General features: G+C 34.8%; 11 protein-coding genes and 1 other annotated feature. Of the genes, 4 read left to right on the top strand and 7 right to left on the bottom strand.

All coding sequences use genetic code 11. The features are described from left to right. Nucleotides 1-60 precede the first annotated feature (60 nt). The 3 genes from G532_RS0100060 to G532_RS0100050 all read left to right on the top strand — a co-directional run bounded on the left by G532_RS0100060 (nt 61) and on the right by G532_RS0100050 (nt 2009). Nucleotides 61-636, top strand: coding sequence for a CYTH domain-containing protein (locus G532_RS0100060; RefSeq protein ID WP_035512331.1), 576 nt, complete (start codon nt 61-63; stop codon nt 634-636). A 74-nt stretch (nt 637-710) separates the two neighbouring features. Next, on the top strand, nt 711-1094 hold the full coding sequence (locus tag G532_RS0100055) for a globin domain-containing protein (RefSeq protein ID WP_027962928.1): 384 nt from the start codon (nt 711-713) through the stop codon (nt 1092-1094). 21 nt (nt 1095-1115) lie between these two features. Further along, on the top strand, nt 1116-2009 hold the full coding sequence (locus tag G532_RS0100050; RefSeq protein ID WP_281170512.1) for a ClpXP adapter SpxH family protein: 894 nt from the start codon (nt 1116-1118) through the stop codon (nt 2007-2009). Nucleotides 2010-2333: 324 nt separating this feature from the next. Here G532_RS0100050 and pepF read toward each other — a convergent pair whose 3' ends face one another. The 4 genes from pepF to mecA all read right to left on the bottom strand — a co-directional run bounded on the left by pepF (nt 2334) and on the right by mecA (nt 7969). Next, nucleotides 2334-4142, bottom strand: a complete 1809-nt coding sequence (pepF, locus tag G532_RS0100045) for an oligoendopeptidase F (RefSeq protein WP_027962926.1) — start codon at nt 4140-4142, stop codon at nt 2334-2336. Nucleotides 4143-4253: 111 nt separating this feature from the next. Then, the gene (locus G532_RS15525; protein ID WP_027962925.1) at nt 4254-5420 is read right to left on the bottom strand and encodes a competence protein CoiA; all 1167 of its coding nucleotides are present in this window, start codon (nt 5418-5420) and stop codon (nt 4254-4256) included. A gap of 44 nt (nt 5421-5464) precedes the next feature. Next, nucleotides 5465-6976 (bottom strand): cardiolipin synthase, encoded by a 1512-nt coding sequence (gene cls / locus G532_RS0100035; protein WP_027962924.1) that lies wholly within the window; start codon nt 6974-6976, stop codon nt 5465-5467. Nucleotides 6977-7264: 288 nt separating this feature from the next. Continuing rightward, nucleotides 7265-7969 (bottom strand): adaptor protein MecA, encoded by a 705-nt coding sequence (mecA, locus tag G532_RS0100030; RefSeq protein ID WP_027962923.1) that lies wholly within the window; start codon nt 7967-7969, stop codon nt 7265-7267. Nucleotides 7970-8271: 302 nt separating this feature from the next. Between mecA and G532_RS0100025 the strand changes: the two genes are divergently transcribed. Then, nucleotides 8272-8973, top strand: a complete 702-nt coding sequence (locus G532_RS0100025; RefSeq protein WP_084500446.1) for a TerC family protein — start codon at nt 8272-8274, stop codon at nt 8971-8973. Here the strand turns inward: G532_RS0100025 and spxA are convergent. From spxA to G532_RS0100010, 3 genes are all read right to left on the bottom strand, one after another. Beyond that, nucleotides 8970-9365: a transcriptional regulator SpxA gene (gene spxA / locus G532_RS0100020; RefSeq protein WP_027962921.1), complete on the bottom strand. Its 396-nt coding sequence runs from the start codon at nt 9363-9365 to the stop codon at nt 8970-8972. The two genes, G532_RS0100025 and spxA, sit on opposite strands and share 4 nt — an antisense overlap. Nucleotides 9366-9671: 306 nt before the next feature. Beyond that, nucleotides 9672-10262, bottom strand: coding sequence for a GNAT family N-acetyltransferase (locus G532_RS0100015; RefSeq protein ID WP_027962920.1), 591 nt, complete (start codon nt 10260-10262; stop codon nt 9672-9674). A gap of 552 nt (nt 10263-10814) precedes the next feature. Beyond that, on the bottom strand, nt 10815-12038 hold the full coding sequence (locus tag G532_RS0100010) for a putative glycoside hydrolase (protein ID WP_035512330.1): 1224 nt from the start codon (nt 12036-12038) through the stop codon (nt 10815-10817). Between the two features lie 201 nt (nt 12039-12239). Next, nucleotides 12240-12445, top strand: a binding site (T-box leader). Nucleotides 12446-12842 lie beyond the last annotated feature (397 nt).

Here is a 12842-nt window from a genome sequence, read left to right as displayed (position 1 = left end):
AATTATTGATTACTTCCAAATAATCCTTCATAATAAGGTGTAGTTCTTGGAGGGATACACATGCAAGAAATAGAGATCGAATTTAAAAACATACTTACATATAATGAATATACGAATCTAGTTAACGATTTTTTTCAAAAAGAGGAACCAATTAGACAAGTAAATTATTATTTTGAAACAAGTGATTTTCAATTAAGGGACAACCTGGCTGCACTCAGAATTCGAAAAAAAGACGAAACATATGTAGCTACTTTAAAACAACCACACTCGAATGGCTTATTAGAAACTCACGATTCTGTTTCAGAAGATACACTTCAAAATTGGATGAAAAATGTTATTACACTACCACCCAATATTAAAGAACAATTGGACGAGTTCGGAATCCAGTCCTCTGATTTGCGTTATGCTGGCTCTTTACAAACCGAGCGATTAGAAAAGAAAAAAGAGCACACCATTTTAGTATTGGATCACAGTACGTATAACGACATGGAAGATTATGAGTTAGAACTAGAAGCGACGAATGCTAGTTTAGGAAAGCAAACCTTCAAGCAACTATTAAAAGAGTACAATATTGAAGAGCGCCCAACGAAAAATAAAATTGAACGCTTTTTCAATAGTGTTTCTTTCAATCAATGATGATAACCGTTTTATTTGATGTGAAATCAGACCGTTGCTACAATAATGAAGTGAATAAAAGAAAGGGATGAATTATGGCACATCAACAAGCTAATGTGTACGAAGCAATCGGCGGAGAACCGGCAGTAGATCGTTTAGTAGATGCGTTTTATGATCGCGTAGCAATGCATCCAGATCTCATACCTATCTTCCCTGAAAACTTAACGGAAACAGCTAGAAAACAAAAACAATTCTTAACACAATTCTTTGGTGGACCGGACTTATATAATCAAGAGCACGGACACCCGATGCTACGTGCAAGACATTCTCCTTTTCCCATCACACCGACGAGAAGAGATGCTTGGCTTGCATGTATGGCTGAAGCTTTAGATGAGGCTGGAATTGAAGAACCATATAATAGCTCGATTTTAGAACGACTTACAATGACAGCAAATCATATGATGAACACACCTGAATAGACAGAAGAAAGGGGAATCGTTGTGGTAGATAAGACAGCAGATGTCATGGTAAATTTAACAGCTAACGATAATTCCCAAGTTGACTTTTGTAATGTATTAAATAAACCAGTAGAAATCTATTTCTTTGTGGATCCACTTTGTCCGGAATGTTGGTCCTTTGAGCCATATATTAAAAAACTCGCAATAGAATATGGTTGTTACTTTAAATTGCGTCCGATCGTGACTGGGAAATCATCCAATCTTAATATATCTTCACTAAACGCATCGGAAAAATTACAAACGACATGGCGAAAAGTACCTTATAACAACGGAATGAATTGCGACGAAGACACTTGGTTAATGAATCCAGTGTCTTCTCCATGGCTGACGTCCTTAGCTATTAAAGCTGCAGAGTTACAAGGAATAAAGCCTGGAAGTAGATTTTTAAGAAAACTTCAGGAATATTTATTTTTAGATAAAAAGAATATTTCTGATGAATCCGTATTAATCGAAGTAGCAGAAAAAGTCAATTTGGATGTGGAAGAGTTTAAGAACGATTTACATTCAAACACTGCAAAACGTGCTTTACAGTGTGATTTACACGTCTCGCAAGAAATGGAAATTGAAAAAGTACCTACAATTGTCTTACTTAATCGTGAAGACCATCAAGATGGACTTAAAATTTCTGGTGTAAATGACTATAACACTTATGTGAATGCACTTTTTGAAATGATGAATCAATACTCTATACCTTCTAAAAAACCAAAATTAGAAGACTTTTTATCACATTTTGAATTTGTAGCATCGGAAGAAGTTTCCGTTGTCTATGACTGGTCAAAGGAAAAAGCGGAACGAGAACTTAAAAAGTTACAACTGGCTAGAAAAGTTGAAAGAATCCCTGTAAAGTACGGGACGTTCTGGAAATATCTCGCATAATAATTTAGAAAGCACCATATGATTAGTACCAGAAAGGAATGATGAACATGGTCATCTTCTTGTTCTGGCTTATATTACTCATAGGTGCTTTTTTATTTAATTTATTAGGAATGATGCAATTAGTGCCACGACTTATTAGTTTTCCCGTTCTTTTTTTAGTATTATTTTTGTTTATTTATAGTATATTCCAAAGACATTCGACCATTAGATATAGATAATACTTTCGGTCGCACAGTTAGGTAACATGTTGGGACAACTTATGGTCTATAATTTTTTTAAAAAAGAAGCTCGGGATCGAACTCCCAGAGCTTCTTCCATGTTTTTTTATTCGTTTAATAAACGCTCAAACTCAGATAGTTTCTCATCAAAAACGTCTAACGCCCCATAAATCGGTTCTTTCGTAGTCATGTCAACCCCAGCTTTTTTCAGGACATCAATTGGATCTTCACTGCTTCCAGCCTTTAAGAAGTCTTTAAATCTTTCCACTGCAGGATCACCTTCGTCTAAAATTTTAGCAGCTAAAGTTGTTGCAGCTGCATACCCTGTGGAATACTGGTACACATAATATCCCATATAGAAATGAGGGATACGTGCCCACTCCAAACCAATCCTTTCATCTACATGTACATTCTCACCGAAATATTTTTGGTTTAATTTGTAGTACATTTCCGTTAGTTGATCTGCTGTTAATGCTCCACCATTCTGTTCGTGTTGATGAATCGCATGTTCAAATTCTGCAAACATCGTTTGACGGAAGACTGTAGCACGAAATCCTTCTAAGAAATTGTTAAGTAAGTATAATCGTTTTTTCTTATCATCCAATCTCTTTAGTAAATAATCATTTAATAGCGCTTCATTTGCTGTAGAAGCTACTTCGGCTACGAATATTGAATAATCTCCATACCGAGGTGCTTGATACTTTCTCGTATAATAGCTATGCAACGAATGACCAAGCTCATGGGCAAGTGTGAATAAATTATCCACATTATCCTGCCAATTCATTAGAATATACGGATTTGTAAGATATGCACCAGATGAATAGGCACCACTTCGTTTACCTTTTGTTTCTTCCCAATCAAACCAACGTTCTTCATATCCTTTTTTAACTATATCCGTGTACTCTTTCCCTAAAGGCGCTAAACCTTCTACTACATATTCTTTAGCTTCTTCAATAGAAACTTCAATTTTTTCATCTACCAATGGAGCATAGATATCATACATATGAAGTTCATCAACATCTAGCATCTTTTTCTTCAGTTCCATATAACGATGTAAAGAACCCAGTCTGTCATTAATTGCATCTACTAAGTTATCATATACTGTTTCAGGAATGTGGTTGGCATCAAGTGCAGCTTCCCTAGCTGAAGAATAGTTACGAGCTTTCGCAAAGAAATTAGACTTTTTCACCTGGCCACTTAATGTTGCAGAAAATGTATTTCTAAATTGACCAAACGTATCATACATCGCTTCAAAAGCCTCTTTTCTTACATTACGGTCTTTCGAATCTAAAAAGTCTCTAAAACGACCGTGTGAAAGCTCGACTTCTTCTCCCTCTTCATTTTTAATTGTAGGGAACGTTAAGTCAGCATTATTCAGCATTCCAAAGGTGTTTCCAGCTGCTTGTGTAGCTTCTGATACTTGAGCTAGTAGTGCTTCTTCTTTTTCGCTTAACACGTGCGGACGTGATTCCATAATATCAATTAAAGTTTTATCATAATGTTTTAACTCATCATTTTCATAAATAAATTGCCTTATTTGTACATCTGACATAGCCAAGATTTCAGGTGTAACAAAACTAAACGCACTCATCATTTCTGAAACTAACATTTTTGCTCTAGCATCTTGATCTTGATACTTTCCATTGGTTGTATCTTGATCACTTTTCATATGGGAATAAACATATAACTTAGATAATCGATTTTTTAACTCATCTTCTAGTTTTAATACCGCTAATAATTGCTCAGAGGACTCCGCTATTTTACCTTTATATTCCGTGATAATTGGCAAATCTGATTTCAATTGCTTTAACTCTTCTTCCCATGCTTCGTCCGTTGGGAAAATAGCTTCTAAATCCCATGTTAAATCCGTACTTACTTGCTCTCTTGTTTTTAATCCAGTTGAACCTTCAGACATGTATGTAGCCCCCTAAAATTATTTTTTCCTACAATTCATTATTTTATAAAAAATTCGCACAAAAGTAAAAAGATAATAGTTAGAAACGCTAAATAAAATATATTTATTTCGTTAGCTACGTAATTTATTTAATAAATACATAAGATTTTGATCAAATAATAAAGCTTGGTCTAATGTTTTAGGAAACAAAACCTGCTTGCACTTCTTAAACGTTGAACGATTTGTGCTTTTGACATAGCACAATTCCTCAAGTAACAATAAGTAGCTGTAAAGTGGATGAATTGATGGAGAAGGATAAACTGTAGTTAATTTCTCTTGAAAGTATTTAGCCACTGACCTATACGCTTCCTGGTAAGTGAATGACTCTCCTACTGGAATCTTTGTATAATAATCTATTATGAAAGCGGATTGCCAAATATAATCTGGTTGTAAGTAATGCCAGCTATTTATGGATGGTAAACCTATGATAGAAGGTAAATTTTGAGGATGTAATTGCCGGAAGTATAAGTATTTCATGAAATTATATTCTAATTCTGTCATTGCGAATGGAGGCTTAGTTCGGAGTGACTTTTTCCAATTTAGCCAAGTGAAACTATAATTAACTGAATGATTATTCTCAAGAGAAAATAATTCGGGGAACGATAAATTCGTGATTGGTTTTTGAATAAAACCTCCAAAGGCAGTATGATTTAGTCGTGCTTTCGGATAAAATATTTGAAAGTCTTTCATTAAGGAGTTCAAAAAGAAAATTCTTGAAGATGCTACTTCTGGAAAGTGGATGATCGAAGTTTGAAGCAATGAAGTTAATCCAAGGTGTGAATTACGCTTTCTGTTTAAAAATTTCATTCCAAAAATCCAAATTGGAGTAATGCCGAGACTCATCATTCCTTCCGATCTTTCTCTCAGCTGTTCATAAGGGATTTTAGAACACTGATATTCTAATCCATAAAATTGATTATTCCATTTCACTAAAATATCTATTCTTTGTTGAATGGATGGAATAAAATACTCTAATCTAGCTGGGATCTCTTGTGCTTGTAACCACTTAAATAGTATCAACTTCCCTTCTAAGTGCTCAATAGATTCCTTGGAACCAAACTTACAAGTAGATTTTGCGAGGTGTGCAAAGTGCGGAATTTTAATTTTCCCAGCCTTTAACAAAACAGGTTGTCTACAGCTTGGGCAGGTCAAGTCTTCTTTTCTGATTTCGTCCAGTTCAGAACGACTTAAAAGCGGGGCTACAAATGATTTTTTATTTTGATTTAGAGCAGTCAACAAATAAGATCACATCCTATATAGTAATATTTCTCACGTCGCCAATCTTATAATAGTGGCGACATGAGACGGAATAATGATTCCATGACTCTGAGTGTTATAGGTCGTTTTTTGAAACGATCTGGCTCTAATTCTTCCGCTATTTCTATATCATGTTGGAAATCCTCGACAAGTTTAGCAGTGCTCTCTGTTCGAAATAAGAAAGCATTCACTTCAAAGTTCAAATGGAAGCTGCGCATATCCATATTTGATGTCCCAATAGACGCCAATTCCTCATCTACGATTACAATTTTACTGTGCATGAAACCTTCTTTATATTCATATATTCGGATTCCAGCATCCATCAATTCTGGGAAATAGGAGCGAGATGCGTGGAATACAATCCGTTTATCTGGTCTTGCAGGCGTAAGAATTTTAACGTCAACCCCACTTAAGCTTGCTACTTTTAAAGCAGTAAGAATGTCGTCATCGGGAATAACATAAGGAGAAGCAATAGAAATTGACTTTTTTGCAGATATAATCATCGAGAAATATAGCTTTTTTATTACTTCCCACTGACTATCTGGACCCCCAGCGATCATTTGCACGCCACCTAAGTCTTCATTGGTAAGCATTTCGGGTGACAAGTATTCTTGAGTTAATAGGGACTGATTCGTTTCATAGTGCCAATCTTGAATAAATATTAATTGTAACGAGCGAACCGATTCTCCTCTAACATATAAGTGGGTATCTCTCCACTTGCCAAAGTAGGAATCCTTCCCCATATATTCATCGCCGATGTTTAATCCACCTGTAAAGCCAATTTCCCCATCAATTACAATAATTTTGCGGTGGTTTCTGTAATTTAATTTATTTCCGATCACCGGAAACTTAACAGAGGCAAACGCCTGAATCTCAACACCTGCTTTTATGAGATCCTGCTTAAAATCACTTGATAACCTCCAACTACCTACCGCATCAAATAAAAACCTAACTTCGACTCCTTCTTTTGCCTTTTCCACTAAAATATCTTTAATTTCTCTTCCCAATTCGTCATCACGTACAATGTAGTATTCCATGTGAATGTGATGTTTTGCTTCCCTAAGAGCTTTTTTAATAGCCGGAAATGTTTCGTCACCATTTGTAAGGACTTTTGTTTCAGAACTAAATGAAATGGGGGATTTTCCAAGATGATGAGCCAAGCGAAAGAACATGCGTTGGTGATCACCCATTTGATTTAATTCATGCTCTACTAATTGTTTATTGCCTTCAATTTGGTCGAAAGCCTGTTCATCTAATATTTTCTTTTGCTCAAATCGCTTTGTTTTTGCATAGTTTCTTCCAAAAAGTAAATAGAAAAAGAATCCTAATACCGGAAATATGGCAAACACCAGTATCCAATTTAATGTTTGCGAAGGATCTCTATTTTCAATAAAAATGATGAAAACAATGAGAATCCCAGAAATAGTAAGAAAGATGGAGAATGCCGTAATCACTTGGCCTTCCCAAATATTATAAGATAAAAAACCTACTGCCACTACGATAGCGGTGAAAAACAACACCTGGAGCCATTTCATCATTATTAAATCCTCTTTTCCCTAACTTGCTTCGGTAATGTATGTAATTTAATATAAATAGACTAGTCAGTTGTAAAAGATGATTCCTATTTATACCATACTGAAATTATGTTTATCACGCAATATGTCAATTAATTACTAAAATTGTCGAATGCGCGATTATCTCTTTATTATATTCCTAATAACGCAAAATTAGTGCATAAATGGACTAAACAAATAAAAAAACATGTCGAAAAAAATCTCGAATAAGAGATCTTTACGACATGTTCAACTATACTTACGCAACTTTTTTTAGAAATGTTCACGTAATTGTTTGAGTGCTTGCTCATCAAATACTTGTTTTCCATATTCGTGTAAATAATGAACCGTAAAGGAAGACTCTTCACCATATTCTAAAAGCTGACTCACTTGGTTTTCTTGTTCATCTTCACTTAAGAAACCATTTGGAAACCCTATATGAAGGAAGTATTGATTATCATAAGCGTATAATTGATCTTCAAGAAAACGTGAATCTTGGAAAGAATGACTTAAGGAAATTACATCTTCTATATCGTCAAAATAAATAGTGATTGTTAAATCATCATCTAAACGTTTACGTTTCTTTTGATCTTTTTTAGGTTTGTTTCGTTTTGACGTTTTTCTTTCTTGTTTTGTCGGAAATGAATTTTCAATTAAGTTATCTATTTTCTCATTTACTTCTTCATTTTCATCCTCATCTTCCATATCTGGAAGTTCTAATTTATTACCATCTTTAGAAATTTGGGCTTTAGTTACCACAATTTCTAAACCTTTATCCATAGCTTGTACTTGAATCCACAGAGGGCCATCAACATTAAAATCTTCTTGGTCATTTACTTCATCCATCATTTCCCAGAATAATTGCTCCCCTTTTTCACGGTTATACCAAATATCCTCACGACTGAAGCCTCGTTCTTCAATATCATTATATGATATATAAAATTTTAACGTATTTTCATTAATTCTTTCTATTTCCATGTTGTTCCTCTCCCTTCTCTACCATCCGTATTTTATGGGAAGGATTCACCCGACTTTTACTTTACTATTTATATTACCCGATTTAATTTGCCTTCAATCATCTTACATAAAGTTCTTCCTCTACTCATATTGTATGATAGGTGAGCCTTATACGAAAATGATTTGTTTATGATTCATTTGAAATCCACTTCTGCCTACAAACTTCAACAAAAACTACATAAATTCCTGCTCAATGAAGTGTATTTAATGAATTATTCTAAAACAATTTAATCTATTTGTCACGTCTATTGGAGGGAATTTATTTGGAAATTTTATTAGATATTCAATGGGATTTAGTAAAAGCAATATTAATCATAATCGGGATCGATTTAATCCTTGGTGGTGACAATGCAATTGTAATTGCAATGGCCAGTAAAAACTTGCCTCGTAAACATCAAAGAAGAGCAATCATTATTGGGACAAGCCTTGCAATATCAATTAGATTTATATTGGCAACATTAGCTGTTTTTTTATTAACGCTTCCCTACATTCAATTAATTGGTGGGTTATTCTTACTCGTAATAGCTGTAAAATTATTAGTCGACCACCAACAAGAACAAGATATACATTCTTCTACGACATTATTTGGTGCAGTAAAGACAATTGTCATTGCAGATGTGGTGATGGGTTTTGATAATGTACTTGCTATCTCAGCCGCTGCAAACCAAAACATTTTCCTCATTCTATTTGGCTTAATTGTGTCAGTACCAATTATTATTTTTGGAAGCAGTTTGTTACTTAAATTAATGGACAAGTATTCATTCATTAGTTACTTGGGTGCATCATTATTAGCATATACAAGTGCTGAACTAATTATAAAAGAAGAGGTATTATCTTCGTTTGTACATAGTTATACAATACTTCATCTCTTATTACCAATTCTTTTTATCGTGTTTGTAATTACAATAGGCCTAATTAAAAAAAAAACCGAGCTATGTAATATAGCCCGGCAATATATTTTCTAATTTACAAGTCTTTGTGCTTCTTTTAACTGGAAAGAACGAACTTTACGAGGTAAGAAACGACGAATTTCATCTTCGTTGTACCCAACCTGCAAACGCTTTTCGTCTATGATGATCGGACGACGTAGCAATCCAGGATTTTCTTGAATTAAGTTAATTAAATCCTTTAAAGGCATCTGATCTAAACTGATATCTAATGTTTGAAACACTTTAGATCGTGTGGATATAATTTCATCGGTTCCGTCCTCTGTCATGCGCAAAATTTCTTTTATCTCATCTGCTGATAAGTGATCCGAGAAGATATTGCGTTCTACAAAAGGGATTTCATGTTCCTCTAACCAAGCTCTTGCCTTTCTACAAGATGTGCAACTTGGCGATGTAAATAATGTTACCATGCCATTCACTCTCCTTTAAAAACGGCTTAGGTGACTAGATAGATTTATGATAATATTTCTTACTTTAAAATTACTTTAATCTAGATGATTTACTTAAGTATACTATAAATCCTACAAAATTCATAGGGCATGTATGACTCTGTAAATAAATGTTCATATTCACAAACTATGTCCTATTTATGTTTTACCCTTTTAAACAATAAATAAACATGATATCCAAATTTTTTTGAAAAATTCTTCACAAACTATTTTCTACAATAAAGAGCTACTACAAAAATGTAGTAGCTCTTTATAAAATCGCTTATTCTAAACACCTTTTGGCTTTTTTAAGCCATCGAACAGATCTGTATTTCGATCCTTATCAATTTTAAGAACTTCTTCAACTGGTTGATACGATTCTCCATAAATTTCTTCATCTTTATACGTATGAATTTGTTCATACATACGCTTCATTTTATCAAATATGGCTTCCTCGGATTCCTTCTCAGGCGACCAATATAAAATTTCCATTGAGTTAATTTCATTAGTAGCTAGTGAACGGCGAGCATAACCGATTGATTGTGCATGTTCAAAGCCTTCTCGTTGATAAAATTTTAATCGCTTTTCTGAATCTGTATCTTCATAATCAACTGGCTCAACTTCTAAAATGATGGGTTTACCTTTTTCCTTTAATTGCTCAAGAAGCTTGTGTCCTAAGCCTTCTCCTCTTGACTCTGGAGATACATATACATAGTCAATAAAAATAAAGGTATCAAATTCAGCATACATAAGCACGTGGTGCTCTCCTTCATCTTTACGATAAACTTCGCTCTTATCTTTTAAAAGCTTTTCCATATGTTCCTTTGATTTCATCTCTTCAACTGGAAAGTATTGATTTAATTTTTTATACCAATTCATAGATCTACCCCTTCTCGTTGTCCTATTAATAAATCGAATGAAACATCCACTATTAATTATATCCAATGCTTGGGAATCTGTTAATTCGCAAATAAGTGCATAATGGATTGTTTATAACGATAAGGTCGCACCTCAAAAGTATTTGATATTATTCCCTTAAATATACATTCATAAACTCTAATTATCGCAAGTATGAGTTAAAGTTGAATAAATAAATGTGGTATCCTTCAAAAAATGTATCGAGCCATGAACACTACTTTATGCCGGCATACGAAATGGTTCACCTGTATATTGTAGTATTTGCCGGCATAAAGAACCCTTCACCCGCAAATCGATTTTTCCGCCGGCAAAAGCTTGCTAACCACCCGAAAAGACAATTCCTATGCCGGCAAAATTTTTCACAGTGAAAATATACTACTATTAATTCTCCAGATTAAACTTCACCAAAAAAAGTAGGTCGTTATTCAGAAAAGCCAACTCACATTCACAATTCTTACAGATATATTATCAAAAAAAGGGATTTCAGCTTCACACCGAAATCCCTCTCGTGGTTTATTGCGGGTCGTAATTTACGCCTTCTGTATAGCTATTTTGTGGTGCCCAAAGCAAGTATTCGTAAATTCCATTATCATATAATGCTTGAATTTGTGCTTCTACTTGTTCTGGTCCGTATACAAAAGCTTGGCCAGAAGAATATAACCAGTTAGCAGTAAAGTCTTGTAACCATGGTCTAGAAACTGGTTTTTCATCCAGTTGATCTAATAAGTCATTTTCAACTTGTGCGTATTCATCTACTAAGTTGTATGGTTCACGGTCAGGTTCTGGAATATCAAAGTATGGTGTCCAATGACTTGGGTAAATCATCGAAGATATCACATCTACGTTATCAGCGATTTGTGCGAAGTTTTGACCAATACCAGGTGCTTCCTCAATCGTTGCTGCATAACCAAAGATATCAACAGAAACATCTACATCGTATTCCGATAATTCTTCACGTGCATATGCTACAAACTCTGTAACAGCTCGTACACGTTCTTTAACATTATCTAAACTTGCATCGTCATAGTCCCCACGAGTATAATCAAGTTCTTCATCAAGGTTTTCAAACCCTTCTGGGAACCTAACATAATCGAACTGAATTTCCTTAAATCCTAATTCAGCCGCTTCCTTTGCAATTTCAATATTATAATCCCAAACATCTTGAACAAACGGATTTACAAACGCTTCATTTCTTCCGTTCACCCATACATCCCCGTCTCGTGTGAATGACCATTCTGGGCGGTCCATTGCTAAGTTAGTATCTTTAAATACTACAAGACGTGCGATAGGATAAATCTCTTCCTCTTCTAAACGTTCAAGCATTGCCCGTGGGTCACTTATAAAGTTGCGTGAGTATTCTGCGTGAGCAACGTCATCATCTACATCATAAGCAATTAACCCATCATCGTCTTTCACATCTATTACCATTGAATTTAAAGCAGTGTCATTTACATAATTAATCAGCGTGTCAAAACGCGATCCCCCAGCAGAGTGTGCAGTTACGTAAATTCCCCTTACTGCATCTGGATACTCAAAGTTTAAGCCTGAGTCATAAGCAAAACGTGGTAATGGATCAGGTATTACCTTTCCTTCCAGTGTTGTTTCATATGTTTGATGGAATTTAACTTCCATTCCACCTTCTGACTCTTCATCCCCGTGCACGGTGTTCGTATGTACAATTCCTTGTACTACAAAAATGGTAAATACGATTGTAACGACCCATTGCCATTTCTTCACTATGTCATACCTCCAAAGCAGATTCTTTATTTCTATCCCTATTATAATCTGATTTTGATAAATTTTGGGGAAAAATCGAGAAAAAAATTGTAAATTATTAAAAATAAATCAGAAGTAGGATATTCCTAAAAAATTCAAAATAAATTCACTTGCAATTATAGGGAAAGTAACTTATAATTTTTTTACAATATAATACGAAATAATGATGCATTGATTAGAATGTAGTAGATATTAGCCACTACTTAAAAGTGAACCTGGATAGTGAAAACAGGTAGTATGCTTTTATTGAATTTGGGTTCTATAAGCATAAAGGGAACTTTCCCTTTCGGTTTTATACCGTTATCCATTAATCGAGTGACCTTTTTACAGGTAACGAGGGTGGTACCGCGAATCTATTCGTCCCTTTTTTGGGATAGAGTGGATTTTTTTATTTTAAAGAGAACCTTTATTAAATAGGCTCTAATATATATGTTGGGGTTTGGATAAAATTCTGACAAGTTTGGGTGGAGGCATTCGAGGCATCGCTTACCGGCGGACGCTTTCCGCGGGCACGGCCTCAGCTAACTTTGGCAAGAAAAGCGTTTGCCAAAGTGGATCTTCGGCTCGCGCTGTTCCCGCAGGAGTCGCCGCCTCACGCGATGCCTCGAATGCTAGAAACGGCTAGTGGAAACCCTCATCAAAAGAAAAAAAGACAAAAAAAGCACGCAAGCTCCTGATTTGTTATCCTTGTTTTATACGACTAAAACAAACAAAAGGAGTTGCGTGTATATGCATCATAACATTACTTTACCAGGGTTGAAAAGT

Origin of the sequence: Halalkalibacillus halophilus DSM 18494 (assembly GCF_000423105.1) — a bacterium.
Classification (GTDB): Bacteria; Bacillota; Bacilli; order Bacillales; family Alkalibacillaceae; genus Halalkalibacillus; species Halalkalibacillus halophilus.
Note: the sequence above shows the minus strand (reverse complement) of the source record. Positions and strands in the feature narration are given on the sequence as shown.

Bases quoted from the DNA above. Each gene is read 5' to 3' on its own strand.
- G532_RS0100060 (WP_035512331.1), top strand. From the start codon at position 61: ATGCAAGAAATAGAGATCGAATTTAAAAACATACTTACATATAATGAA.
- G532_RS0100015 (WP_027962920.1), bottom strand. From the start codon at position 10,262: ATGAATTGGTATAAAAAATTAAATCAATACTTTCCAGTTGAAGAGATG.
- mecA (WP_027962923.1), bottom strand. From the start codon at position 7,969: ATGGAAATAGAAAGAATTAATGAAAATACGTTAAAATTTTATATATCA.
- G532_RS0100055 (WP_027962928.1), top strand. From the start codon at position 711: ATGGCACATCAACAAGCTAATGTGTACGAAGCAATCGGCGGAGAACCG.
- spxA (WP_027962921.1), bottom strand. From the start codon at position 9,365: ATGGTAACATTATTTACATCGCCAAGTTGCACATCTTGTAGAAAGGCA.
- pepF (WP_027962926.1), bottom strand. From the start codon at position 4,142: ATGTCTGAAGGTTCAACTGGATTAAAAACAAGAGAGCAAGTAAGTACG.
- cls (WP_027962924.1), bottom strand. From the start codon at position 6,976: ATGATGAAATGGCTCCAGGTGTTGTTTTTCACCGCTATCGTAGTGGCA.